18 protein-coding genes are annotated in these 24,263 nt (G+C 70.7%); 4 read left to right on the top strand and 14 right to left on the bottom strand.

Translation table 11 applies throughout. The features are described from left to right. The first annotated feature begins 23 nt into the window (after positions 1 to 23). Positions 24 to 230, top strand: a complete 207-nt coding sequence (locus BQ8008_RS09190) for a DUF3073 domain-containing protein (RefSeq protein WP_108833744.1) — start codon at positions 24 to 26, stop codon at positions 228 to 230. A gap of 316 nt (positions 231 to 546) precedes the next feature. On the opposite strand, the gene purM is transcribed toward BQ8008_RS09190, so the two are convergent. The 8 genes from purM to gdhA all read right to left on the bottom strand — a co-directional run bounded on the left by purM (position 547) and on the right by gdhA (position 14,572). Next, complete coding sequence (gene purM, locus BQ8008_RS09195; RefSeq protein WP_108833745.1) at positions 547 to 1,692, bottom strand: phosphoribosylformylglycinamidine cyclo-ligase; 1,146 nt, start codon at positions 1,690 to 1,692, stop codon at positions 547 to 549. Positions 1,693 to 2,318: 626 nt separating this feature from the next. After that, the gene (locus tag BQ8008_RS09200; protein ID WP_108833746.1) at positions 2,319 to 2,750 is read right to left on the bottom strand and encodes a sterol carrier family protein; all 432 of its coding nucleotides are present in this window, start codon (positions 2,748 to 2,750) and stop codon (positions 2,319 to 2,321) included. A 503-nt stretch (positions 2,751 to 3,253) separates the two neighbouring features. After that, positions 3,254 to 5,416 carry a PTS fructose transporter subunit IIABC gene (locus tag BQ8008_RS09205; protein WP_108833747.1) on the bottom strand — a complete coding sequence of 721 codons (2,163 nt, stop codon included), beginning with the start codon at positions 5,414 to 5,416 and terminating at the stop codon, positions 3,254 to 3,256. Between the two features lie 216 nt (positions 5,417 to 5,632). Beyond that, on the bottom strand, positions 5,633 to 6,643 hold the full coding sequence (locus BQ8008_RS09210) for a 1-phosphofructokinase family hexose kinase (protein ID WP_108833748.1): 1,011 nt from the start codon (positions 6,641 to 6,643) through the stop codon (positions 5,633 to 5,635). Next, on the bottom strand, positions 6,640 to 7,404 hold the full coding sequence (locus BQ8008_RS09215) for a DeoR/GlpR family DNA-binding transcription regulator (protein WP_108833749.1): 765 nt from the start codon (positions 7,402 to 7,404) through the stop codon (positions 6,640 to 6,642). The genes BQ8008_RS09210 and BQ8008_RS09215 overlap by 4 nt, the downstream gene beginning before the upstream one ends. A gap of 354 nt (positions 7,405 to 7,758) precedes the next feature. Next, positions 7,759 to 10,170, bottom strand: a complete 2,412-nt coding sequence (locus BQ8008_RS09220) for a bifunctional metallophosphatase/5'-nucleotidase (protein ID WP_108833750.1) — start codon at positions 10,168 to 10,170, stop codon at positions 7,759 to 7,761. 218 nt (positions 10,171 to 10,388) lie between these two features. Further along, entirely contained in the window at positions 10,389 to 12,803 is a 2,415-nt protein-coding gene (locus tag BQ8008_RS09225; RefSeq protein ID WP_234415321.1) for a bifunctional metallophosphatase/5'-nucleotidase, read from the bottom strand. A gap of 431 nt (positions 12,804 to 13,234) precedes the next feature. Beyond that, positions 13,235 to 14,572: an NADP-specific glutamate dehydrogenase gene (gene gdhA / locus BQ8008_RS09230; protein WP_108833752.1), complete on the bottom strand. Its 1,338-nt coding sequence runs from the start codon at positions 14,570 to 14,572 to the stop codon at positions 13,235 to 13,237. Positions 14,573 to 14,758: 186 nt separating this feature from the next. Here gdhA and BQ8008_RS09235 point away from each other — a divergent pair, with 186 nt between their 5' ends. Then, positions 14,759 to 15,619 carry a class I SAM-dependent methyltransferase gene (locus BQ8008_RS09235; protein WP_108833753.1) on the top strand — a complete coding sequence of 287 codons (861 nt, stop codon included), beginning with the start codon at positions 14,759 to 14,761 and terminating at the stop codon, positions 15,617 to 15,619. Between the two features lie 168 nt (positions 15,620 to 15,787). Here the strand turns inward: BQ8008_RS09235 and BQ8008_RS13745 are convergent, their stop codons facing one another. Together BQ8008_RS13745 and BQ8008_RS09240 are read right to left on the bottom strand one after the other, a co-directional pair. After that, a complete protein-coding gene (locus BQ8008_RS13745; RefSeq protein ID WP_234415322.1) occupies positions 15,788 to 15,979 on the bottom strand; it encodes a DUF1731 domain-containing protein in 192 nt (63 codons plus the stop codon). Between the two features lie 68 nt (positions 15,980 to 16,047). Continuing rightward, positions 16,048 to 16,743, bottom strand: a complete 696-nt coding sequence (locus BQ8008_RS09240) for a hypothetical protein (RefSeq protein ID WP_234415323.1) — start codon at positions 16,741 to 16,743, stop codon at positions 16,048 to 16,050. Between the two features lie 137 nt (positions 16,744 to 16,880). On the opposite strand from BQ8008_RS09240, the gene BQ8008_RS09245 reads away from it, so the two are divergent. Continuing rightward, positions 16,881 to 17,918, top strand: a complete 1,038-nt coding sequence (locus tag BQ8008_RS09245; protein WP_234415324.1) for a hypothetical protein — start codon at positions 16,881 to 16,883, stop codon at positions 17,916 to 17,918. Positions 17,919 to 18,001: 83 nt separating this feature from the next. Here the strand turns inward: BQ8008_RS09245 and BQ8008_RS09250 are convergent, their stop codons facing one another. The 3 genes from BQ8008_RS09250 to BQ8008_RS13350 all read right to left on the bottom strand — a co-directional run bounded on the left by BQ8008_RS09250 (position 18,002) and on the right by BQ8008_RS13350 (position 23,303). After that, on the bottom strand, positions 18,002 to 18,766 hold the full coding sequence (locus tag BQ8008_RS09250; protein WP_108833754.1) for a CDP-alcohol phosphatidyltransferase family protein: 765 nt from the start codon (positions 18,764 to 18,766) through the stop codon (positions 18,002 to 18,004). Positions 18,767 to 18,984: 218 nt separating this feature from the next. Then, entirely contained in the window at positions 18,985 to 22,908 is a 3,924-nt protein-coding gene (locus BQ8008_RS09255; protein ID WP_108833755.1) for an eIF2A-related protein, read from the bottom strand. 239 nt (positions 22,909 to 23,147) lie between these two features. Next, the gene (locus BQ8008_RS13350) at positions 23,148 to 23,303 is read right to left on the bottom strand and encodes a hypothetical protein (RefSeq protein WP_159086788.1); all 156 of its coding nucleotides are present in this window, start codon (positions 23,301 to 23,303) and stop codon (positions 23,148 to 23,150) included. A gap of 110 nt (positions 23,304 to 23,413) precedes the next feature. On the opposite strand from BQ8008_RS13350, the gene BQ8008_RS09260 reads away from it, so the two are divergent. Then, positions 23,414 to 23,602: a hypothetical protein gene (locus BQ8008_RS09260; protein ID WP_108833756.1), complete on the top strand. Its 189-nt coding sequence runs from the start codon at positions 23,414 to 23,416 to the stop codon at positions 23,600 to 23,602. Between the two features lie 266 nt (positions 23,603 to 23,868). Here the strand turns inward: BQ8008_RS09260 and BQ8008_RS09265 are convergent, their stop codons facing one another. After that, positions 23,869 to 24,261: a VOC family protein gene (locus tag BQ8008_RS09265; RefSeq protein WP_108833757.1), complete on the bottom strand. Its 393-nt coding sequence runs from the start codon at positions 24,259 to 24,261 to the stop codon at positions 23,869 to 23,871. Between the last annotated feature and the right edge of the window lie 2 nt (positions 24,262 to 24,263).

The following is a 24,263-nucleotide window of genomic DNA, read 5'->3' on the forward strand; positions in this document are numbered from 1 at the left end:
ACACGTTGGAGGGGGTCGAGCCTATGGGGCGCGGCCGTCAGAAGGCCAAGGCAACCAAGGTTGCCCGTAAGCTCAAGTACTTCAGTCCGGAGACCGATTACAAGGCTCTGGAGCGGGAGCTCGTCTCAGCATCCTCGGGATCTGAACCTGATGACGAGATCGACTACGAGGAACTGGCCGCCAAGTATGCCGTCGACGACGATGACTGGGACGACGAGGACAGGAAGTAACCTCACCCCCAGTCAAGGAGGGCCGGAGGGACGCACCTACCGGCCCTTCAGCGCGCCTACCAGCGCGTGAGTCGAGGCTGTCGGGCAGCCATCCGTGTCACTCTCGGCGACTTTTCACTCCTGACCCGATTCACCTGCGTCACATCGACCCAGGTCAGGGCGGTGTCGCCCTGGCGCCCTCATCCAGGGCCGGCCCAGTCGGGATTGAATAGTCGCCAAGCGTGACACTTCATGGCGCGAGGCCCCCGTCGGACGCATTCCGCATCCGGCGGGGGCGTTGCTGCTCTTGGCTGCTCATGGCTGCCCGTGGCAGCTCTCAGGCGATCCGGTAGGTGCCGTGGATGTCGACGGCTCCCCCGTCAACCCCCTTGGTGCCGGAGACGACTCGGTCCTGAGCCTCGTGCTTCCCAGCATCGTGCACCTCGCCGAGCACCCAGGCGGGGATGTCGGAGCCCTCGGCGACGCGCAGGACGGCGTCGACCGCGGCGGGGTCGACGACGGCGACCATCCCCACGCCGAGGTTGAGGGTACCCTCGAGGTCCTCCCACGGCACCGAGCCGAGCTCGCGCACGGTGGAGAAGACCGGCGGCACCGTCCAGGAGGCCCGGTCGACGTCGGCGATGAGCCCGGCCGGCAGGACCCGGGCGACGTTGGCGGCCAGTCCCCCGCCGGTGATGTGGGACAGCGCGTGAACCGGCCCCGGAGCGGCCGGCGATGACAGGGTCTCCAGCATGGCCAGGCACACGCGGGTGTAGAGGCGCGTGGGCTCGAGCAGCTCCTGGCCCAGGGTGCGGCCGAACTCGGGGACCTCGCGCTCCAGGCCCCAGCCGGCGTGCTCGATGACGCGGCGCACCAGGGAGTAGCCGTTGGAGTGCAGGCCGGAGGAGCCCAGGGCGACCAGGACGTCGCCGACGCGCACCTTCTCCGCGCCGAGCATGCGGTCGGCCTCGACGACGCCGGTGGCGGCCCCTGCGACGTCGTACTCGTCGGGGGCCATGAGGCCGGGGTGCTCGGCGGTCTCCCCGCCCAGCAGCGGGGTGCCGACGGCGGCGCAGGCCTGGGCGACGCCGCGCACGATGTCCGCGATCCGCTCGGGGACGACGTGCCCGCAGGCGATGTAGTCGGTCATGAGCAGGGGCCGGGCCCCGACCACGACGATGTCGTCAACGACCATGCCCACCAGGTCCTGGCCGATCGTGTCGTGGATGTCGAGGGCCTGGGCGATGGCGACCTTGGTGCCCACGCCGTCGGTGGAGGTGGCCAGCAGGGGGCGGCGGTAGTCGCGCAGTGCGGAGACGTCCACGAGCCCGGCGAAGCCCCCGACGCCGCCGACGACCGCCGGGGTCATCGTGGCGGCCACGGCATCCTTCATGAGCGCGACGGCCCGGTCCCCGGCGGCGGTGTCGACGCCGGCGGCGGCGTAGGTGATTCCCGGGGCGGACTGCTCGGACTGCTGGGTCATGTGGGGGCTCCTTGAGGACTCGGGTGGAGATGCGGTGGTGGGCGGAGGGGCGAGGACGGATCGGCGGAGGCGGCGCGGACAGGCGGCAACGGCGGGCCGCCTGGACACAGCGCGGCCGCCGCCGGGGCCCGGGCCACGACGTCGGCGAGCCCAGCGGGCCGCCGGAGGCCCCACGCCCCCGCCGCCCCAACGAGCGTCTTGATGAGCGCCTTGATGCCGTTGCTGCACTCTCCACGGCCTGATCGTGCCAGTACCGCCTCGCGCTGTCCCGGCTCACCCCGGCCGCGGCTCCCGCCCGGGTCAGCGTTGCTCCGGCCAGGACCGCCTGGGCGACCTTGACACGTCTGGCCTGGTCGGACTGGACCGTCCCACCCCGTCGTCCGCCTACCAGCTCCACCCCCACCGCCTGGCACCACAGACTCACCGACCCACGACAGCACCCCAGATCCCGAGCCACCGCCGAAGCCGACTCACCAGCCACCACCCGCGCCACCGCATCACGACGCACACCCTGACCAAACCAAGCCCCAGACACAAAACACCCCTCCCACGAGCGGTGCATCCACCACCAAACCCCACCGTCGTTTTTGAAGAAAAGGTCGATGTATGTCGATGTATGTCGATGTTCATCCGGGGAGCCGGACCAGGGGCAGGTAGGCGGACAGGTCGCAGCGCTCGCCGGAGGCCTGGAGGGCGCCGCTGTTCAGGGCGTCCTGCCAGATCAGTCGGCCGGTGGCCAGGGCCAGCCAGGTGGGAGCATCGGTCTCGACGACGCTGGGCGGGGTTCCCCGGCGGTGGACGGTCCCGGCGACGGCCTGGGTGACGCCGAAGGGCGGGACCCGTACCTCGACCGATCGCCCGGGGGCGCAGGCTGCGAGCTCCTCGAGGGTGTAGCGCACGGCGGTGGCGGTCACCCTGCGCCGGGCGGCACGGTCGGCCGGGCTCACGGAGCCAGCGGCGTTCGTATCCGCAGTCTTCTGGGACTCGTCCTGTTCCTGGGCCCACTGGCGCAGAGCCTGAACCCCTGCGACGGGGTCGATGCGTCGTCTAGCAGCCATGACGCGAAGCCTATGCTGCCACCAGCGCCGGGGCCGAGCGTGAGAGCGCATAAGGAGCCGGGAAACAAGCAGTGGCCGGCCGGTGCTTGCCAGACGTACCGGAACCGATCAGCCACGACGGCGGCGTGAGCACCCGCATCTGCGGCAGAGACCGCCAAGAGGTTGTGTCGGTCGGCGCTGGCCGCCCCGGCCGGCCCCGACGGCGGTACCGGACAGCCGTGCGTGGATCGGGGACTGCGTTTTCCATTCAGGACGTACTTCTCTCACAAACGACTGGGGCTCAATCGTCACCTTCTGTGAGAGAACGCAGTCCTCGATCGATAAGTACGTCCCCGATCAGGGTCAGCACAGCGCGACGGCGCCTCACCCGGCGGGCCCTGCCCCGAGCGGGCCAACGCCGCCCCTCCATACGCATGCACACGCACCGATCGCACCTCTCCACGACGACGAGGACGGCCCGCCCAGATGGCGGGCCGTCCTCGTGACAGCGGTCGGGAGCTGGATCAGGCGGCAGCGGCGGCGGGCTGCGCCTCGGCGCCGTCCTTGCCGTCCTTGCCGTCCTTGTTGCGCCCCAGCCCCTTGAGGAGGATGACGAGCGCGGTGCTCACCGCCGCCCCGACCACGATAGCCAGGAGGAAGCCACCGAAGTTGGTGATGGCGAAGGCGACGAACACACCACCGTGGGGTGCGCGCGAGCCGACGTGCATGGCCATGGTCATCGCCCCGGTGACCGCCCCGCCGGCCATGGTGGCCGGGATGACGCGCAGCGGGTCGGCGGCGGCGAAGGGGATGGCGCCCTCTGAGATGAAGGACAGCCCCAGCAGCCAGGCGCTGCGCCCGTTCTCGACCTCGGCCTTGGTGAACAGCCGCGAGCGCAGGAAGGTCGCGGCGGACATCGCCAGCGGCGGCACCATGCCGGCGGCCATGACGGTGGCCATGATCTCGTAGGGGGCGGTGTTGGTGGCGCTGGCGGCGGACAGGCCCGCGGTGCCGAACAGGTAGGCGGCCTTGTTGACCGGCCCGCCCAGGTCGAAGCACATCATGAGCCCGAGGATGATTCCCAGGAGCACGGCGGAGCCGCCCCCGGACATGGAGGTCAGTCCGTCCTGCAGCGCGGTCATGAGGGAGGCCAGGGGCAGTCCGAGGACCATGTACATGAGGGCGCCGACCACCAGCGTGGTGCCCAGCGGGATGATGACCACGGGCATGAGCCCACGCAGCCAGGACGGCACACTGAGCCCGGCGAGCCAGGCGGCGAAGTAGCCGGCGAGGATACCGCCGACCAGACCACCGATGAACCCGGCACCGACCTCGACCGCAACGACGCCCATGACGAATCCGGGGGCGATACCGGGCCGGCCGGCCAGGCCGAAGGAGATGTAGCCGGCCAGCGCCGGGACGAGGAAGGACATGGCCGCCTGCCCCAGCAGGAACAGCGACCACCCGATGTACAGCAGCAGTCCGGACTGGGAGACGGTGATCGTCTCGGTGCCGACGACGTCGCCCGCCGAGTTCTTGATCTCGTGGACGAACTCGTTGCCGGGAAGGTTCCACAGGGAGTAGTCGCTGATGGAGATCTTCTCGTAGAGGTTGGCGACATCGTACCCAGCCAGGAGGAAGCCCAGGGCGATGAGCAGACCGCCGGCGGCCACGAAGGGGATCATGTAGGACACGCCGGTCATGACGGAGCGCTGGAGGCGCCGTGCCCAGTGCTCGGAGCCCTCCTCGCTCTCCTCGCTCGACTCGCTGCCGGCCGGCACGCGGGCCGCGCTCGGGTCGTCGGCCGCGGCCAGGGCCTTGTCCAGGAGGGACCCGGCGTCGTTGACGGCGGCCTTGACGCCGACGTCGATGACGGGTTTGCCCGCGAAGCGCTCGCGTCCCTTGACGGGCAGGTCGTGGGCGAAGATGACGGCGGTGGCCCGCTCGATGAGGTCGGGGTCGAGGGCGTCGATCTTGCCCGAGCCCTGGCCCTCGATGGCCACGGTGATGCCGCGGTCCTTACCGGCCTGCTCCAGGGCCTCGGCGGCCATGAAGGTGTGGGCGATTCCGGTGGGGCAGGAGGAGACGCCCACGATGACGGTCTCGCCCGCCGCCGGGGCCGACGACGCCGCGGCGGCCGCAGGCTTGTCGGCCGAGTCTTCTGCGTCTCCGGAGCCTTCGGCGGCTCCGCTCTTCTCAGCCTCTCCCCCGCCGTCGAGCAGCTCGGGCTGGACCTGTCCGGTGACGATCCGGGCCGCCTCCTCGGCGTTGGGGGCCTGGCGCAGCGCGTCGGTGAACTCGGACTGCATGAGGCCGCGGGCGAGCTTGGCCAGGAGCTGGAGGTGGAAGTCGTCGGCACCGTCGGGGGCCGCGATCATGAAGACGAGGTCGGCGGCCTGGCCGTCGGCGGCCCCGAAGTCGACCGGCTCGGCCAGCCGGGCGAAGCCGAGGCTGGGAGCCAGGACGTGGGCGCTGCGGCAGTGCGGGATCGCGATGCCGCCGGGGATCCCGGTAGGGGCGGTCGACTCGCGCTTCTTGGCGTCGGCGGCCAGGCCGTCGGGGCTGGAGGCCCTACCGGCCCCGGCCACGGTGGTGGCCAGGAACTCGATGACGTCTTCCTTACCCGGGCCGGCGTCGGCATCGAGCGCGACCAGCTCGGGGATGATCAGTGGGGTGTTCTCGGTCATGGTCTTCCTTGGTGTCCGAGGTGCTGCCGACCGGTGGGCGGCGGCGTGTCAGAGGTGGTCGGAGCGGTCAGGTGTGATGGGTGAGTGAGTGGCGGACTGGAGGAGGTTGCGAACGGTCGGGCTGGTCGGGGTGTTGGTGGCGTGGATGACGGTCAACGGCAGGAGGCGGGCGGTGGGCTGCGGCGGTTCCGGCGGCCCCAGCAACTCCGGGCCCCCTTAGGAGAGCCGGGTGACGACGGACGGCTGCTCGGGCAGGTCGGCGGGCGTGGGCAGGGTGGTGCCGGGCAGGGAGGCGGCGGCCGAGCCGTAGGCCATGGCGGTGCTCAGGCGCTCGGCCTCATCGCCGCCATTGACGTCGGCCAGGATGTAGCCGGCCACTGAGGAGTCCCCGGCGCCGACGGTGGAGACCACCGGGACCTCCGGGGCGGTGGCGTGCCAGGCGCCGTCGGCGGTCACCAGGACGGCGCCGGCGGGCCCGAGCGTCACCATGACGGCACCGATGCCCAGGGCCACCAGGAGGCGGGCGGCGTCGACGACGGGGCCATAATCCCCCTCGACGGCTCCCTCCTCGAGGGCCATGGCCCGCTCGGCGGGCAGGCCCGCGAGCTGGCCGAGCTCCTCACCGTTGGGCTTGATGAGGTCGGGGGCCGAGTCGGGCAGCTCGGCGGCCAGGGCGGACAGGGGCTCGTCGGAGGTGTCGACGGCGATGCGCAGCCCCGGAGCGGCCTCGCGCAGGAGCCCCACGAGGCGGGCGTACCAGTTGGTCGGGACGCCCGGCGGCAGGGAGCCGGACAGGACCGCCCAGTGGTGGGGGGAGGTTCCGGCCGGAAGCGGCGTGGTGGCCAGGGTCTCCAGGAGGGCGCGCTCGACGGCGTCGATCTCCTCCTCGCTCAGGCCGGCGCCCAGCTCGTTGAGCTTGGTGGTGGTGCCGTCGGGCTCGGTGACCGCGGTGTTGATGCGGGCGGCGCCGGCCACGGGCACCGGATGGACGGTGAGCCCGGGCAGCTCGAGGGCGTCGAGGGCGGTGAGAATGGGGTCGTGCTCGGCGGCGGGCAGGACGGTGGTGGCGGCGCGCCCGGAGTTGGACAGGACGCGGGCGACGTTGACGCCCTTGCCCCCCGGCTCCATGACGACGGTGGTCAGGCGCTGGACGGCACCGCGCTGGAGAGGGCCGGCCAGGGAGACGGTGCGGTCGAGGGACGGGTTGGGTGTGAGGGTCAGGATCATGCGACGAGGACCTCGGTTTCGGTGGTGGCGAGCTGTTCGGTGAGTGCGGGCGGGAGCTCGACGTCGGTGACCAGGAGGTCGACGTCGTCGAGGGAGGCGAAGGAGACCAGGTGCTCCTGGCCGATCTTGGAGGAGTCGACCAGGGCCACCACCTGGCGGGCGCTGCGCACCATGGCGCGTTTGACGGTGGCCTCGTCGGGGTCGGGCGTGGACAGCCCGTGAGCGGCACTGACGCCGTTGGCGCCCAGGAGGGCGACGTCGACGCGCAGGGTGGAGAGGGTCTCGACGGCCTCGGGGCCGACAGCGGCCTGGGTGAGTCCGCGCAGCTGGCCGCCCAGGATCCGCACCCGGGTCTGTCCTGCGGCGGCCAGGGAGGCGGCGGTCAGGACGGAGTTGGTGATGATGGTCAGGTTGCTCTCGGTGGGCAGGAGGCGGGCGAACGCCCCGGTGGTGGTGCCGGCGTCGACCAGGAGGGTGGTGCCGGGTTCCGGGCCCAACCATTCCAGGGCGGCGCGGGCGATGGCCTGCTTGGCGGAGGTATTGACCTGCTCGCGCTGGGTCACGCCGGTCTCCGGCAGGGCGGGGGCCGGGATGGCGCCGCCGTGGACCTTGCGCAGGGAGCCGCAGCGGTCCAGGGCGGTCAGGTCGCGGCGGATCGTCTCAGGGGTGACGTCGAAGCGCTCGGCCAGCTCGGTGACCAGGACGCGCCCTGCGCCGCGCACCTGCTCCACGATCCGGCTGTGCCTGTCCTCGATGCGCATGCTCACCCCTGACGTCGATGTCGGCGGCAGATGATGCCTGTTCGGGCATCAATCCAACCTTTAATGTTTGAACAGACATCAGTGTATGCCCGTTCAGACACTCACGTCCACCCCTGAGTGACTCACAATACATTTCATAGGCTGTTCTGAGAACAGGGTCCGCCCTCGACGTGAACCGCAGTTGCCACTGTCCCCCGATCACCTTCACCTTCCCCAGTGGCGCCCCACCCACGCAGGCACTCGTCACCCAGCACTCGTGCCCGCCACCCCTGCTGAGGGCGACGGGCACGAGTGTCGATTCGCGCATCGCTGCATCAGTCGGCATCAGACCGCATCAGCACGCGTCAATCCACGTCAGGCGACCTGCCGTCTGCGGCGCAGGATGAGGTAGCCGCCGACGATGAGGATCAGGGCGACGACGCCCGCACCCAGGGACGCACCTGTGCGGGCCAACGGCCAGCCACCCGAGCCGCCGACTGGCTGATCGCCGCTGCTACCGCGGGCCTCAGGAGCGGCGGCGGCTGCGGGCGGCGCGCCGCTCCCGGCGGACGGCTCGGTGCCGCCACCCACGGACGCCTCATCAGCATCACGACCGACCTGCGGGGTGGACGTCGCCTCGCCGCCGGCCTCGTCCGCCGTCCCGGCAGTACCCTCTGCCGTACTGTCACCCGTTTCCGCACCGGGGTCGGCCGCAGCCTCATCCTCGATCTCAACGGAGAAGCGATTGAGAACCGTGCCGGCGGAGTCGAGGGTCTCGACGGAGGCCCAGCGGCAGGTGGCGGCCTGGACCGTGCGGCAGGCGCGCGTGGGGGCGTCGGACGGGAAGGTGAGGTTGAAGTCGACCCGTCCGGTGGTCGGACCGGTGGGGTCGACGGTGAGGTCGAGGTCCTTGGTCAGGATCTCCTTGCCCCCCGAGCTCACGCGCACACTCCGGGCGCCGGCGGCCTGCTCGGAGGCGTTGGTGTAGGCCAGGGAGTCCAGGGTCACTGAGACCATGTCGGTGCTGCGCGCACCGCCTGAGCTGACGTACACGGGCCCCACGGTCATCCCGGTCTGCCGCTTGGAGTAGCCGGCCTTGACGGGCTGGTCGCCGAAGGAGGCCAGGTAGGCGGAGGTGACGTCGCGGTCGAGAACACCGGTGTTGGTCACGGGCTTGCCCTTGAGGACGGTGTAGCCGTCGCCGCCGGTCAGCAGGAAGGAGTTGGAGGCGACAACGACACTGTCGCCGTCGGCCAGCGGCTTGCCGTCGACGAGGATCTCGCGGATCGCGGGGGCGGCTCCGGCTTCAGTCCCATGAGCGGCATCGGTGCTGGCCTCGGTGAGGACGTCCACGTTGCTGGACAGCCCCAGGGTGAGGACGGGCCGGCTGGAGCCGGGCTGCCACTGCTGGGACAGCAGAGCCTTCAGCTCGGCGCCGGTGAGGGTCGTATAGGCCATCTCGTTGCCGAAGGGCTGGACTGTGTATGCCTCCCCCGAGGTCAGGACGCCGTCGCCCTCGGAGCCGGAGGCGGCGTAGAGCAGGTCGGCGCGCACGCCGCCGGCGTTCATGATGCCCACGTAGCGGGTGGAGCCGGCCGGCTGGATGTCGGTGGCGAGCCAGCTGCGGAAGGACTCGGCGATGAGGTTGGAGGCGGTGGACTCAGTGCCTCGGTTGGCGCCGGGGCCGGTGCCGTCCGAGCCGCGCAGGAAGTCCGAGCCGATCCGGGCCAGCGGCTTGCCGCCCTCGGTGGCGGAGTCCTTCTCTGCCTGGGACACGATCCCGGCGACGCCGTAGGCGTCGGTGGTGCAGTTCGAGCTGCGCAGGTCCTCGTTGTCGGCGCTGACCACAGTGGTCTTCCGGCTGGCGGGGTCGTAGCTGAGGCGGATGCGGCCCAGCGCCCAGCCGTAGTGGTCGGCCTGGACGACGGCGATCTGGTTGCCCTCAGCACCGGTGACGGTCTGGGCGAAGGGCACGTGGGTGTGTCCGGAGAAGACGGCGTCGACGCTCCCGCCAAAGCTGGTGGCAGTGGTGGCGGCGTCCTCGTGGCTCAGCGCGACGACGACGTCGGCCTCACCGTTGGCGGGGTCGCCGTCCTTGAGCTCGGCGGCGCGGGCGTTGGCGGCGGCGATCGCGGGGCTCAGGGTGAGGGTGGACAGGGCCGAGGGCGACACGAGGGTGGGCAGCTCATCGGTGACGACGCCGACGAAGCCGACGCGCACGCCGCTGACCTCCTTGATGAAGGCGCCTTTGCCGCTGCCCTCGGCGGCAAGGGGCGCCGAGCCGGAGACATTGGCGGCCAGGATCGGGAAGTTCGAGGCGGGCAGGATGCGGCCCTCGAGGTCGGTCAGGCCCTGGTCGAGCTCGTGGTTGCCCAGGGCGGAGGCATCCAGGGACATCGCGTTGAGCGCCTCGATGGTGGGGCGGTCCTGAAGGATGGAGGAGACGTAGGCCGATCCGCCCACCGAATCGCCGGCGGAGACGAACAGGGTGTTCGGGTTGGAGGCGCGGGCGGCGGAGACCTCGCAGGCCAGAGTGACGGCGCCGGGGTCCTCGACGGAACTCTGCCCGGTGTTGCGGTCCGTTTGAGTGGTGCGGGAGATGTGGCCGTGCAGGTCGGTGATGCCCAGCAGGTCGATGGTGGTGGTGCCGCTGGCCGGAGCGTCAGCCGGCGTGGCCGGTTCGTCGGCACCGGCGGTCGGGGTGAGCGGGGAGGGACTGAGGGCTGCCAGAGTGAGCGCGCACATGACGGCGCCGACCTTGACGGCCCACGTGGGGTGCAGTCGCATGTCGTTCCTTGTCAGGCGGAGGGATGGTGACCCGGGAAAAGATGAGGAGAGGAACATGACTAACCGTATGTGACCACGTGGCACGGGACATTTTTTCACGGAAATTACTGACGTTCATCACCCAGCAGTCGTGCCCGCCTCCCCTGGCGGGGTGGCGGGCACGAGTGTCGATTCGCGCATCACTGCGTCAGTCTGTGTCAGAGCTGCCGCGATCCACGTCAGTCGACCTGCCGTCTGCGGCGCAGGATGAGGTAGCCGCCGACGATGAGGGTCAGGGCGACGACGCCCGCACCCAGGGACGCACCTGTGCGGGCCAGCGGCCAGCCTCCCGAACCACCGATCGGCTGACCACCAGAGCCGCGAGCCTCACGAGCGGCAGCACCCGCCCCGCTCGTGGCAGCAGGCAGACCACCCACACCGACCGGTGCCGTGGCACCGTCAGCACTCCCGCCTCCGGGTGAGGCCGCCGCCTTCCCATCCGGGACCGCACCGCTGCTGGGGCCCGCCGTCGCCGACGGAGCCGCCGTGGCACCCGCCGACGGCCCGGCGCCGGAAGTCGAGGACGGAGCCCCCATCGAAGGCGCAGCCGACGGCGTTGCCGTGGGCGCCGCATCGGCCGGCACCTCGACGTAGAAGCTGTTGAGGACCCGGCCGACGCCGTCAACGGACTCCAGGGTCACCCAGCTGCAGCTGTCCGCGGAGGCTGTGCGGCAGGCACTGGTGGGCGCATCGGCCGGGACCGTGAGGTCAAAGCTCGCCTCACCGGTGGTGGGGCCACTGCGGTCCACGGTCAGATCGATGTTCTGACTGAAGAACTCCTTGTCCCCGGAGCGGGCACGGACTCTCTGCGCACCGAGGGTCTGTTCGGAGGCGTTGGTGTAGGCCAGGGAGTCCATCGTCACTGTCACCGTGCCGGCCTGACCGGGCTTCGGGGTCACACTCATACCCACCTGACGCTTGGAGTAGGACGGCATCAAGGGCTTATCCCCGAAAGAGTGCAGGTAGGAGATGAAGACGCTGTGGTGGAGCGAGCCGACGTCGACGATGACCTTCTGGTCAGGAATGGCGAAGTCGACGCCGTCGTAGAGCAGCTCGTGGGTGGAGGCCACGACCACTGTGTCCGTGTCCTCCAGGACCTGCCCGTCGACCCGGATCTCACGCACTGTGGGAACGGCTCCGCTCTGCGCCGTCGCCCCGGGATCGACAATGACGTCCATGTTGGAGGACAGTCCCAGGTTGAGCACGGCAGGATCGGCGTGGAATCTCCACTGCTGGGCGATGAGCGCCTTGAGCTCGGCACCATTCAGAGTGGTGTAGGAGAGCGCTTTATTGTCGGACTGGACGCCGAGTGCCTCCCCGTAGGAGACGAGGCCGTCCTGATCCGGGCGCGGGACGTCGTTGTCACTGCCGGACGCGAGGTAGGTGAGGTCCTTCTTGACATCACCGGAATTGACGATGCCGACGTAGTGGCTGGTTCCAGGAGGTTTGATGTCAGTGATCCAGCTGCGGTAGGACTCGGCGACCAAGTCGGCGGCCGTGGACTCCGTTGCCGCATTGGTGTCGGGGACGCTTCCATCGGAACCCCGCAGGAAGTCCGCCCCGATATGCGCCAGCGGCTGCTTCTTAGCATCCGTGACGGAGCTGTAGTACTCCCACATCGTATTCAGGACATCGGGAGATGACCCTCGGCATTCAAAGCTTTGGATCGGTGTGCTATGCGCGTAGTAGGCGAATGTCTTCCGGGTCGTTCGATCGTACTCGAGGAGAACATCCCCGAAGGTCCGTCCGTAACGGCCGGGCTGGACGACGGGAATCGCATTGCCCTCGAATCCGGTGACGACCTGCCCGTGGCCCTGTCCGCTGCGACCGGCGACGACGGCGTCGACGTTCTTGGAGAAACCGGTCGCCGTGGAGGTCATGTCCTCATGACTGAGCACGACGACGACGTCGGCCTCACCATTGGCTGAATCGCCGTCCTTGAGCTCGGCGGCGCGGGCGTTGGCCGTGGCCACCGCCGGGGAGACTGTCAGGACCGCCCGGTTCGCCACGGACGTCCGGGCGGGAAGGTCGTCGGTCACCACGCCGATGAAACCGACGCGCACCCCGTCGACCTCCTTGATGAAGACCCCCCGACCACTCCCCTCGGCACTCAGGGCATCGGAGCCGGACACGTTCGCCGCCAGGATGGGGAAGTCGGAGGCGGGCAGGATTCTGTCCTCGAGGTCCTTCACTCCGCCATCGAGCGCGTGAACCCCCAGGGCCGAGGCATCCAGCTCCATCGTATTGAGCCCGCTGATGACGGGCCGGTCCTGCAGGAAGGAGGACGCGTGGGGCGAGGCCCCGATGTTGCCGCCGGAGGAGACGACGAGCGTATTGGGGAAGTCCTCTCGAATCCCACGGACAGCGCACTCGATCCCGACCAGGCCGGGGTCCTTGGGGAGGTCGTACTCCTCGGTATCCGGGTTGAACCCGCTCGTCTCCAGGTAGTGACCGTGAAGGCTGCCCAGGCCCACCAGCTTGATGCTCACCTTGTTGCCCGGATCGTCGGCCCCCTGAAGCCCATCAGCGCCGTCGGGAGGTTTCTCCACAGCGGCAGCCGGCGGCACGATCGATGCTGCCGGAACCGCGATCATGGGACTCAATGCAGCCACAACCAGAGCGCTCAACGCGGCGCAGACTCGTGCTCTGCGAGCTGGAAATATTCTCATGTCAATCCTCATGGGACGTAGGGATGGAGATCGGGATCACGTGAGGAAGGGAACATCACCAAGGTACGCCTCTCCCGGGATTTTTGCAGTATTTTTTACGATCTCATCCAGTCGGTAGATTGCTCGGTCACGACTGCCCGTCACGGAACGACATTGAGGCGTACGGGATCCACGTTCGCAGGCGTGGATGGGACTGGCGAGAGCGCGGCGAGGAACGAGCCACGCGGATGGCCGCCAAGAGCATCGACCGCGAGCGCCCCGCCCCCCTCCCACGGCACAACGACGACGTCCGCCACCTCGGAGAAGAGGTGACGGACGCCGTCGCTATGGCGCGCAGAGCCCGGATCAGCCAGGTATCAGACGATGCCGTGGGCGATCATGACGTCGGCAACGCGGGTGAAACCGGCCGCGTTGGCGCCGAGCACGTAGTCGCCGGGTCGGCCGTACTCCTCGGCCGCAGCGACGCAGGAGTCGTGGATGTCAGTCATGATGCCGGTCAGCTTGGCCTCGGCGGTGGCGAAGTCCCAGCGGGTGCGGCCGGCGTTCTGCTCCATCTCGAGGGCGGAGGTGGCCACACCACCGGCATTGGCGGCCTTACCGGGACCGAACAGGATGCCGGCCTTCTGGAAGGCCTCAACGGCCTCGGGGGTGGAGGGCATGTTGGCGCCCTCGGAGACCACGCCGCAGCCGCCCCGCAGCAGGGTGACCGCGGCGTCGCCGTCGAGCTCGTTCTGGGTGGCGCAGGGCAGGGCGACGTCGCCGGGGACGTCCCACACGGAGCCGCCGGTCACGAGGCGGGCGCCGGGGCGGCGCTCGACGTAGTCGGCCACGCGGCCGCGCTCGACCTCCTTGACCTCCTTGAGCAGGTCGAGGTCCACACCGGCCTCGTCGACGACGTAGCCGGAGGAGTCGGAGAAGGTGACGGGGGTGGCACCGAGCTGCTGGGCCTTCTCGATGGCGTAGATCGCCACGTTGCCGGCGCCGGAGACGATGACCTTCTTGCCCTCGAGGGACTCCCCCTTGGTGGAGAGCATGGACTGGGCGAAGAGCACGGCGCCGTAACCGGTGGCCTCGGTGCGCACGAGGGAGCCGCCCCAGGCCAGGCCCTTACCGGTGAGGACGCCGGCGTCGTAGGAGTTACGCAGGCGCTTGTACTGGCCGAACATGTAGCCGATCTCGCGGCCGCCCACGCCGATGTCACCGGCGGGCACGTCGGTGGACGGGCCGATGTGACGGGCCAGCTCGGTCATGAAGGACTGGCAGAATCGCATGACCTCGGCGTCGGAGCGGCCGTGCGGGTCGAAGTCGGAGCCGCCCTTGCCGCCGCCGATGCCCTGGGCGGTCAGGGCATTCTTGAAAATCTGCTCAAAACCGAGGAACTTGATGATGCCGGCGTTGACCGAGGGATGGAAGCGCAGGCCGCCCTTGTAGGGGCCCAGGGCGGAGTTGAACTCGATGCGGAAGCCGCGGTTGACGTGGACCTGGCCGGCGTCGTCGACCCACGGGACCCGAAACATGATCTGGCGCTCGGGCTCGACGATGCGCTCCAGGAGGGCACCCTCGGCGTAGTGGGGGTGCTTGGCGATGACGGGGTCGAGGGACTCCAGCACCTCGTGGACGGCCTGGTGGAACTCGACCTCTCCACGGTTGCGAGCGACAACCTGCTCGTAGACCTTCTCGACAACGTCCTGCATGGGGGACTCCTTCGCCTAGCGGAATAAGCTCAGCACCTGGCTGGTCGCCGCGGCGCCGCGAGAAGACTTCCACCGAGACGTTCACTGAGACGAAACATCTCGCTGTTCGGCGGAAACATGGACGTCGCAAAGACCGCATACCGGATGCTCACGCAGCGTAGATCACAGTTCCCGGAGGATCTGGTCATGAACAGCCAGCCGTATTCAGACAATTCGGACAGTTCAGGCAGGTCAGGCGGCTCAGCCGGCGCGGCCCGCTACACCCACGGCCACGGGGCGGCGGTCCTGAGCGCGCACGCGCGCCGCAGCGCTGCGGACTCGGCCGCCCATCTCCTCCCCCACCTGAGCGCTGGGATGGATCTGCTCGACGTCGGCTGCGGGCCGGCGACCATCACCGCGGACCTCACCGAGTGCGTCACCCCGGGGCGGGTCGTCGCCCTGGATGCCGCGGCCGACGCCCTGGAGGCCGCTCGGGCAACGCTGAGCGAACGGGGCCTGTCCGAGCAGGTGGAGCTGAGCTGCGGGGACGTCATGGCGTTGCCTTTCGAGGACGGTTCCTTCGACGTCGTCCACGCCCACCAGGTCCTCCAGCACCTGGCGGACCCGGTGGGCGCCCTGGTGGAGATGCGGCGCCTCACCCGATCCGGCGGGATCGTGGCCGTGCGCGACGCCGTCTACTCCGCCATGACCTGGTTCCCCGATCCCGAGGGCATGGAGCAGTGGCGCTCGGTCTACATGACCACCGCCCGAACCAACGGCGGCGAGCCCGATGCCGGGAGCAGGCTGCTGTCCTGGGCCCGGGCGGCGGGCTTCACCGACGTGACGGCCTCAGCCTCCACCTGGTGCTACGCCACTCCCGCCGACCGGGCCTGGCAGTCGGAGACCTGGGCGCAGCGGTGCCTGACCTCCTTTGGGCCCCAGGCCGTCGACCTGGGGCTGGCGCGCGAAGCAGACCTGGAGACGATGGCCGAGGCGTGGCGGCAGTGGGGCGGCAGCGAGGACTCATGGTTCGTCGTCGTGCACGGCGAGGTCATTGCCCGCGTCTGACGTCGGATGCACGAGAGCGGCCGGCACCATGAGTCGTTGTGCCGGCCGGTGAGGAGGGCGGCTCCGGCATCGGGCCCCGTCGGGGCCAGGACCGCCGCCCCCTGCGGCCGGTGAGGCAGTCGACACCGCGATGTCCGCATCATGGTCACCGCGGCGCCGGGACGGGAATCAGGCGCCGAGCCCCCAGATCGAGGCCGCGCCGGGCGCAGTGAAGCGGAAGCCGGAGGCGAGCAGCGCCTGGGGGACAGCGCGCTGGGAGGCACCGAGCAGCTCGGCGAGCATGCCGCCGATGCTGCCGGTACCGCCGGCCGCCCCGGTCCTCCCCGCCCGGTCCAGCAGGACCTGGGGCACCACCGCCATCGAGGGAGGGCCGCAGGCGCGGGACAGCAGCCGGTGGAGGTCGCGGTTGCGCAGAGGCTCGGGCGCGGTCAGGTTGACCGGTCCATGGACGTCGTCGTGCTCGATGGCCCATAGGAGACCGGCCGCGGCATCCTCCAGCCCGATCCACGGCTGCCACTGGTCGCCGCGGCCGGTCTCCTATGGGCCATCGAGCACCGGGACTGGACCGTGCGCAGCCCTGCCCGCGCCGCCGGGCCCGCGGCGGCCTCCCAGCGCTGGCACAGCTCGGACAGGAATCCCTCGCCCGGGCCGCACGCCTCGGTGAGGATCTCATCCCCCCGATCCCCGTAGAAGCCGGTGGCCGACCCACTCAGCAGGACCCCGGGCCGCCCCGCCGGGGGCAGGCCCGCGGCGACCCGGGCGATGAGGGCGGTGGTGGACAGGCGCGAGGCCGCGAGCGCGCGACGGCGCGCCGGTGTCCAGGGGCGCGGCGCGATCGGGGCGCCCGACAGGCACACCACGGCTCTGGCCCCCTCCAGGGCTCCGGGCGCCAGGAGGCGCTCGGCTGGGGCCCACCAGGCGTGCTCCCTACCGGAGGCATCGACCTCGATGCCCTCCCGCGGCGCTCGGCCCCGTCTGCTGCGGTGGAGGATCCGGATCCTCCAGCCGCTGTCCCGGGCAATGTCCGCCAAGCGGGATCCGATGAGGCCCGCCCCGGCCACGACGAGCAGCCCCGGGCCGCTGCGCCGGCCGGGCGGTGCTGAGGGGATGCCATGAGTGCCCATTGACCCACTCTAAGCCCTCGGCCGGCCCCTGGGCCCGCCCGGCCCCGCCTGCGCCCCTGGCACCGACCCGAGGACAGGATGGGGCCCTCCGCCTCCCGGGTGAGGAGAGAAGGCACTCCTGGCCTATGCTCAGTCCGATGCCCGCTCACACCGCCGATCGCCGCCCCGTCCCGTCCTCCTCGGTGATGGACCTGCTGGCCCTGCGCTCCGTCACAGAGCTGCACGTCGTACAACGTCACCTCCTGGATCCCGAGGTCCTGCGGACGGTAGCAGTGGTCGACCGGATCGGCGACCTGACGCGTTTCAACGTCGCCGAGGTGCCCGAGCTCGCCCACGTCTCCAGCCCCGAGGAGCTTCTCACGCCCGATGAGCACGGCTGGGCGCTGGGGCACGCGCTGTCCCTGGCGGTCGAGCACGGGCAGCGCCTGTGGCTGAGCGAGGTGAACCCGCAGCAGCTGGTCCGGTTGCACGCGGTTCTGGGCGAGGACCTCGTCCACGTCGTCTCCTTGGACGAGGACTCCCTGGACGAGCCCAAGAGCGCCGGAGCTCCTGAGCCCGGCAGCGCCGGCCAAGGCAGCGAAGGCAGCGGCACCGTCGTCGTCGCCGTGAGCCCGCGCCGGCTGCTGGATGAGTGGGCCACCGGGACGCCTGCGCAGATCAACTACCTGCGCACCGTCCTGGAGGGCACGGACCCGTTGAGGGTCTCACGGCACACCCTGGCCGCACTGCGCGAGGCGGAGGTGGATCTGGTGCCCCGCGCCGGCATCGTCCGGATGCTGCACAACCCGCGTTTCCTCGCCTACGCCACGGTGTTCGTCTACTCCTCGCTGAGGGCGCTGCCGGCCACCTTCGCCCCCGGTTTCCAGGGCAACCCCTGGGTGCTGTGGACCATCGACATCGTCACCGCCGTGCCCTACACGTGGGGCATCATCGCGATGGTGGCGGGCCGACGGCGTCGTATCCGCTTCGCCGGTTTCCTCGTCACCCTCATCACCTTCGTGGCGCCCTATGTGTACTTCTTCCTGGCGGGCGACGACGGCCATGGCCACGGCTACCCCCAATGGGTCGTCCTGGTGGTCATCGGCCTGGTGCTGAGCACCTTCCTGCTCGAGGGCGGGCGCTGGCTGCGGGACGTGGCCGTCGCCCGTGGCCTGCGCGCCCCTCGGAAGGGCTGACGACGGCCCTGCGGGTACGACGAAGCTGCCAGCCGCCGTGATGGCTGGGTGGCCGCTGTGCAGTCAGGAGTCTGCCGAGGGTGTCACGAGGAGGCGGAGCCAGCGGGCGCTGTATCCGGTTCTGCGTTCGGCTCGGCGCCGCGGATCGAACGCAGAACCCCGGCGAGCAGGAACCACCCGCCGGAGACGACGATGACCGCGACCAGGCTGAGGGGACGGTGTGGGTAGGTCGCCACGAGCCAGCAGGTGGCCAGGAACCATACCGCCACCGCGGCGATGTTGAGGGTGCGGAAGCGCTTGACGCGGGCCGGGTGCGCGTAGTGCGTGGGCACGAGGGTGAGCACCACGAAGACGAGGGTGATAATGATGTTGGCGGCTGCCGGGGTCTGGAGCACGTAGAACATGAGGGCCACGATGTTCCAGGCCGCCGGGAAGCCCACGAAGTAGTAATCGGTGGACTTCCACTGCTTGTTGGCGTAGCAGAACATCGACGAGCTCAGGATGAGGGCCATGAGCAGGCCAGCCACCAGCCTGGGCCCCATCGGCAGGGCCACGTACATGAAGACCGCCGGGATGAAGGTCCAGGTGAGGTAGTCGACGACGATGTCGACGATGCCGCCGTCGAACCAGGGGATGATCTCGGAGACCTTGGCACGCCGGGCCAGGGTGCCGTCCACACCATCGACGACGAGGGCGACGAGGAGCCAGAACCACATCCAGGCGAACTCCCGGCGAGGGTGGATGGTGGCCAGCATGGCCAGACTGGCCCATACCAGTCCCGACATGGTCAAGATGTGCACTGCCCAGGCGGCGACACGGGCATGTGCCGGGTGCTGCGCCGTCGACACAAACGTCCCCTCTCGGTGGATGAACTGATGGCGGGAAGTCTATGCGGTTCACAGCCTGAGCACATATCCGCGCGGGTCGCTCTCACCATGAACGCGCACGGGCCTCCGAGCGCCCCGAGCTGAGCACGCCGTTGCCCCTGAAACGGTGTGTCCCCACACCTGCTGGTACGGGGACACACCGGGCTGCTGGGCGCCCGCGGGCGCTCACAGGAGATGACTCACATGCTCACGTGGCGGAAGTCGAAGGGGTAGATCCCCATGGGGTTCCAGTGGGCGACGAGCCGTGCCCCGGTGGACGCACCGTGGGCCCACAGCTCGCTGGCGATGACGACGCCGCCGCCCTCCAGCTCGCTCAGGCTCAGGCGGTGGTGGTCGTCGACGTAGTCGTCGGCCTGCTCCACCGGGTAGAGGGTCAGGTCGGAGGCGGGTGCGGAGAGCCCGGCCAGCTGCTCGTCGAGTCCGGCCAGGTCGTTGCCGGCGATCCCGTAGCGGCTCGCCAGCTCGTTGACGTCACGGCGCGCGATGGCGGCGACGAACTCCTGGACCTCGGTGTAGATCCGACGGCGCAGCTCCTCGTCCCCCCAGGGGATCGGGGCCGGCTCCTCGGGTGCGTCCGCGGTGCCGGCGACGGGCTCGGCGGAGCCGGCCGCGGTCTCATCGGTCTCACCGGGCCGTCCGACGACGGGCTCGGCGGGGGCGGCCTCCACCGCACGGCCCTCGGGCTGGTCCTCGGGAGTCGAGGCGGTCGACGCGGAGGCGGGCTCGGAGCCGGAGGCGCCCCGAGCCTCAGGGGCCGCCGCGTCAGCCGCGGGCGGCACCGCGCCCTCGACGGAGGCGGCGTACCAGGGAACCTCCGTCTGCACCGGCTCGCCGGACTCCTCGGGGGCATCCATCGTGGTCTGCTCACCGACGTGGCCGACGGCGTCGGCAGGGGTCCGAGCGGAGACCGCCACGTTCTCCCAGGCCTCACCGGAGGAGGCCGTCGGCTGCTGCGCAGGGGCGACGGGGACACCCTCCCGGCCCGACTCGGGCTGGTCGGGGTAAGCCACGGTCTCACCGGTGGGAGCGGCCACGGGCTCACCGCCGGCGTGCTCGACGGTGGGAATCGCCACCGGCTCGTAGCCCGACTCGGCCGGCCCGGAGGGGGCGACCCGTGCGGGCTCAGCCGCGTCCGATGCCACCGCAGGGGTCTCCGTGGCAACCGCCTCCGTGCCCGACTCGGGCGGGGTCTGGGCGGTGGCGGCCGCGTGCCGGGCCCTGCGCAAGGCAGCGGCCGATCCTGTCTGCGGCGATGGGGAGGCGGGCGTCTCGACGGCGCTCTCAGTGGCGGCCTCAGCTCCGGCCTCAGTGGGGACCTGAGCCTCCGGCGCCTCGGCACCGGCCTCGTTCGCGACCGGGGCCGCGACAGGAGCAGCAGGCGTCTCGACCATCGACGGCGTCGTCGCGGCGGGCGCCGTCACCTCGCCGTCCACGAGGCCCTGGTCGACGGGGAAGGGCTGGACGAGGAGGGTCTCACCCGTCGGCGCGGCGACCGGCTCGGTCTCGACCTGCTCGGCGCTGTGCTCCGGGACCTGCTCAGCCGGCTGCCCGGAGGCCGGTACGGCCTCGGCCGGCGTGTGGACGGCGGTTGCACCGTGCCGGACCTGCCCGGCAGCGGTCGCATCCTCCGTTTCGGGAACGGAGACCGGGGTGGCGATCGCGGCCTCGTCGGGGGCCTCCTCACCGGGGGCGGACTCGCCCGCCCCCGCGACGGACTCCGCAGTAGCCTCGGCGAGGAACTCGGCGGAGGTCTCAGAAGCGGCCTCGGACACAGCGTCCTTGGACGTACCGTCGGCGGCCGAGGGGACGGCCTCAGAGACCCCCTCCGCATCGGCCGACGCGGCGGAGACCGACGACGACACGGACGCGTCAGAGGAGGCCGGAGCCGCCGGCTGCTCGCCGGGCTCCGCAGGCTCCGATTCAGTGGGCTCCGCAGGCCCGGTGGCCTCGGCGACCTCAGCGGGTTCGGTGGGTTCTCCGCCTTCAGGCGCCTGAGGCGCCTCAGCGGCCTCCTCGGACTCCTCCGCGGCCGACCCGGCGGCGACATGGGGCACCGGGTTCGGATCGATGTACTGGCGCCGCTCCACGCCCACCCGGGTGAGCTGGCCGGCGAGGATCTCGGGACGGCCGAGGTAGTCCCAGACCTCGCCGGGCCCCGAGCGCAGACTCAGGGAGGGGGCGTCGAGGATGGCGACCCCGCCATCGGGCAGGAAGCACAGGAACAGGCCGGTCATCTCGCCGGTGGTGGCGTCCCACAGGCGCGCGGTGCCGTCCTCGGATCCGGTGAGGATCCGGGTGCCGTCGGGGCTCCACTGGGCGTCGGTGACGCCGAAGCGGTGGCCGGCCAGGGACAGGACGACCTTGCCGGAGACCTCGTCCCACACGCGCACGACACCGTCGTCGAAGCCGGCCAGGACCCGGGCGCCATCGGGGCTCCACGCGTAGGAGCGGACCATGGCGCCCTCATCGCGCAGCGTCACGAGCTCGCCGGAGGTGATGACGTCCCAGACGTGGGCGGCGCCGTCGGCGCTGCCGGTGACGACCCGGGGGCCGCCTTGGGTCCACACGACGTCGCGCACCCAGTTGCCGGTATAGGTGTGGATGACCTCGCCGGTGGTGGCATCCCAGATGCGGGCGGTCCCGTCCTGGGAGCCGGTCAGCACGCGCTGGCCGTTGGGACTCCAGGCCACCGAGGTGATCATGTCGCGGTGGCCCTCGAGCGTGAGGAGGCGCTCGCCGCGGGCGGCGTCCCAGATCGCGGCGCGGTCGTCGCCCAGGCCGGAGAGGATGCGCTCGCTGTCCGGGCTCCAGGCGACGTCGTTGACGTCGTCCTCGCCGGCGGTCAGGGCCTGGACGACGTCGCCGGTGGCGGCGTCGAGGATGAGGACGCGCGGTGAGAGATAGGAGGAGGTGGCCAGGCGGGTGCCGTCGGGGCTCCAGACGACCTCACTCAGCTCACGGGCACCGCTGTCCACCGTCAGCCGCGGCTCGCCGGTGGCGGCGTCCCAGACGCGGTTGCCGCCGATCTTGGCACCAATGGTGATCCTCGAACCGTCGGGGCTCCAGGAGACGGTCTCGACGGAGTTGCCGGCCCCCAGGACCAGCTGGGTCTGGCCGGTGGCGGCGTCCCAGACCCGCACGGTGTCGTCGTGCGAGCCGGTGGCCACGCGGCGAGAGTCCGGGCTCCAGGCCAGGGAGCAGGCCCACTGGCTGTGACCGCGCAGGCTGAACAACTCCTCGCCGGTGGCGGCGTCCCAGATGTGGGCGGTGGTGCCGGAGATGTCGTCAGTGACGATGCGGCCGCCATCAGGGCTCCAGGAGACCACGCTCACCCAGCGGCGTTCGCGGCCGTGGAGGCTGAGGATCTCCTCGCCGGTGGCGGCGTCCCAGACCCGGGGCTCGGCCGAGTCGAAGGCGGTGATGATGCGGCGCGAGTCCGGGCTCCACGACAGTCCGGTCATCGGCTCGATGGGGCCGACGTGAGTCGGTGTGCCGTCGGGGCCCATCGCTCCACCGCGGCCCACGAAGGCCATGGGGCCCACGCGCAGCAGCTCGGTGCCGGTGGTGACGTCCCAGACCCGGGCGGTGCCGTCGTCGGAGGCGGTGGCCACGCGGGTCCCGTCGGGGCTCCAGGCCACCGCGGTGAGGTGGTCGGTGTGTCCGGACAGGGTGCGCACCACCTGGCCGCCGGAGGCGTCCCAGATGCGGGCCGAGGCGTCGTCGAAGCTGGTGAGGATGCGGGTGGAGTCGGGGCTCCAGGCCACCGCCCCGCCGACACCGGAACCACCGACGCCCAGGGTCAGCAGGTCGGCGCCGGTGGTCGCGTCCCAGACGCGCACGCTGTGATCCTCCGCCGCGGTGAGGAGGCGCGTGCCGTCAGGGCTCCAGGCCACCGCACTGATGGACAGACTGGGGCCCGCGAGCGCGAACAGCTCGATGCCGCTGTTCGCGTCCCAGACACGGGCCGTGCCGTCATGCGATCCGGACAGGAGCCGCGTCCCATCCGGGCTCCAGGCCACTCCCCACAGTGCGTCGAAGTGGCCGGCATACAGTGACACCTCGCGAGGGTCGATCGTCCCCGAGGTCTCTGAAGGCACAGTCATGGTTGAAGTCTAGAGATCTCTGCGAGATATCTGCGGCATCTTGAGCCGATGGCGAGCAGTTACCTGAGTGATATCTGGCAAATCCGGGGCTGAGAGGGCGCCACGCCGGGCGCGCGACACGCGGTAGCGGCCTCTTTGGCGCCGCACCGAGCCACCCGGGCGGGCGCGCGCAGAGCCGAAGCGACCGACGCGCGCCAACGCGTCGGCCGTTTCGATATCTCCCCGAGACACCCGGACATTTATCGACGGGTGCCGCCGAGGGCGTCGTGGCGGGCGTCGTCGGCGGGCTCGAGCCACTCGTGGGAAGGGGCCTCGCCGGGCACACCCAGGGCGATGCGGGAGAGCCGGGAGTCGACCAGGCACGGCCGGCACCGTCGTCGGGCGGCCGTCTCCAACCTGGGTAGGAAGCGCGCCGAGCCCCGCCCTCCTTTGGATGGATATGGGTCGTCGGAGAATCATTCGGCGGCCCGATGTCCCACGGGCCGCGATCACGCAGGCTGGAGTCATGACCGCGATCACGACCTCCCGCCCCATGAGCCACGAGCTCGACCCCGCCGGCGAGCCCCTCGGACGTCGTTGGCTCAAGAACATCCTGACCGCCGCCCTTGCCGGCATTCTCTGCCTCGTGCTCATCGGCGTCACACGCACCGCGTCCGCGCTCATCACCGGCGGGAGCGCGAAGGCCGGGCGGTAGGCGCCGCCTTCCTATCCGTTTCACCAAGGCCCCGCTCCCCTACCCGGCTTACAGGGCACGCCTTGATCTGGGTGGCGCCGGCGCACCAAGGCCTCCGCCCCGACCTCCGCAACAGGCACCGGACGGGGACATTCCACGCGTCGGGGAGCGTTCTGCCCCGGCGGGGACAACCCGCACGTGCAGGTGCGGGTTTTCTGTCACCGCACCCGTAAAAGGCCCCCGTCGACGGAGGGAGGTCGACGGCGAGTGTGAGGCCGCGGACAGGCTCAGTCGCCGGTGCCGTGGAAGACGGCCTCGAGGTTGTTGCCGTCGGGGTCGAGAACGAAGGCCCCGTAGTAGCCGGGGTGGTAGTGCGCACGCTCGCCGGGCCCGCCGTTGTCCTTGCCCCCAGCCGCCAGGGCCGCCTTGTGGAAGGCATCCACCTGCGCCGTCGACGACGCCGTCACGGCAACATGGCAGGGCGTCGGGCTCTTGGTCGGAGACAGCCATAGATCCGGGGGCACCCGGGCGTCCTGCGGAGCTCCGGGCACGGAGGCCCCCAACCCGGTGACGGGCCCGAACTCCATGACGACGCGGTAGCCCAGCGGCGCGAGCGCCGCCTCGTAGAAGGCCTTCGAAGCCTCCGGATCGCTGACATTCACAGAGATGTGATCGATCATGC

The organism is Actinomyces sp. Marseille-P3109, from assembly GCF_900323545.1.
GTDB lineage: Bacteria > Actinomycetota > Actinomycetes > Actinomycetales > Actinomycetaceae > Actinomyces.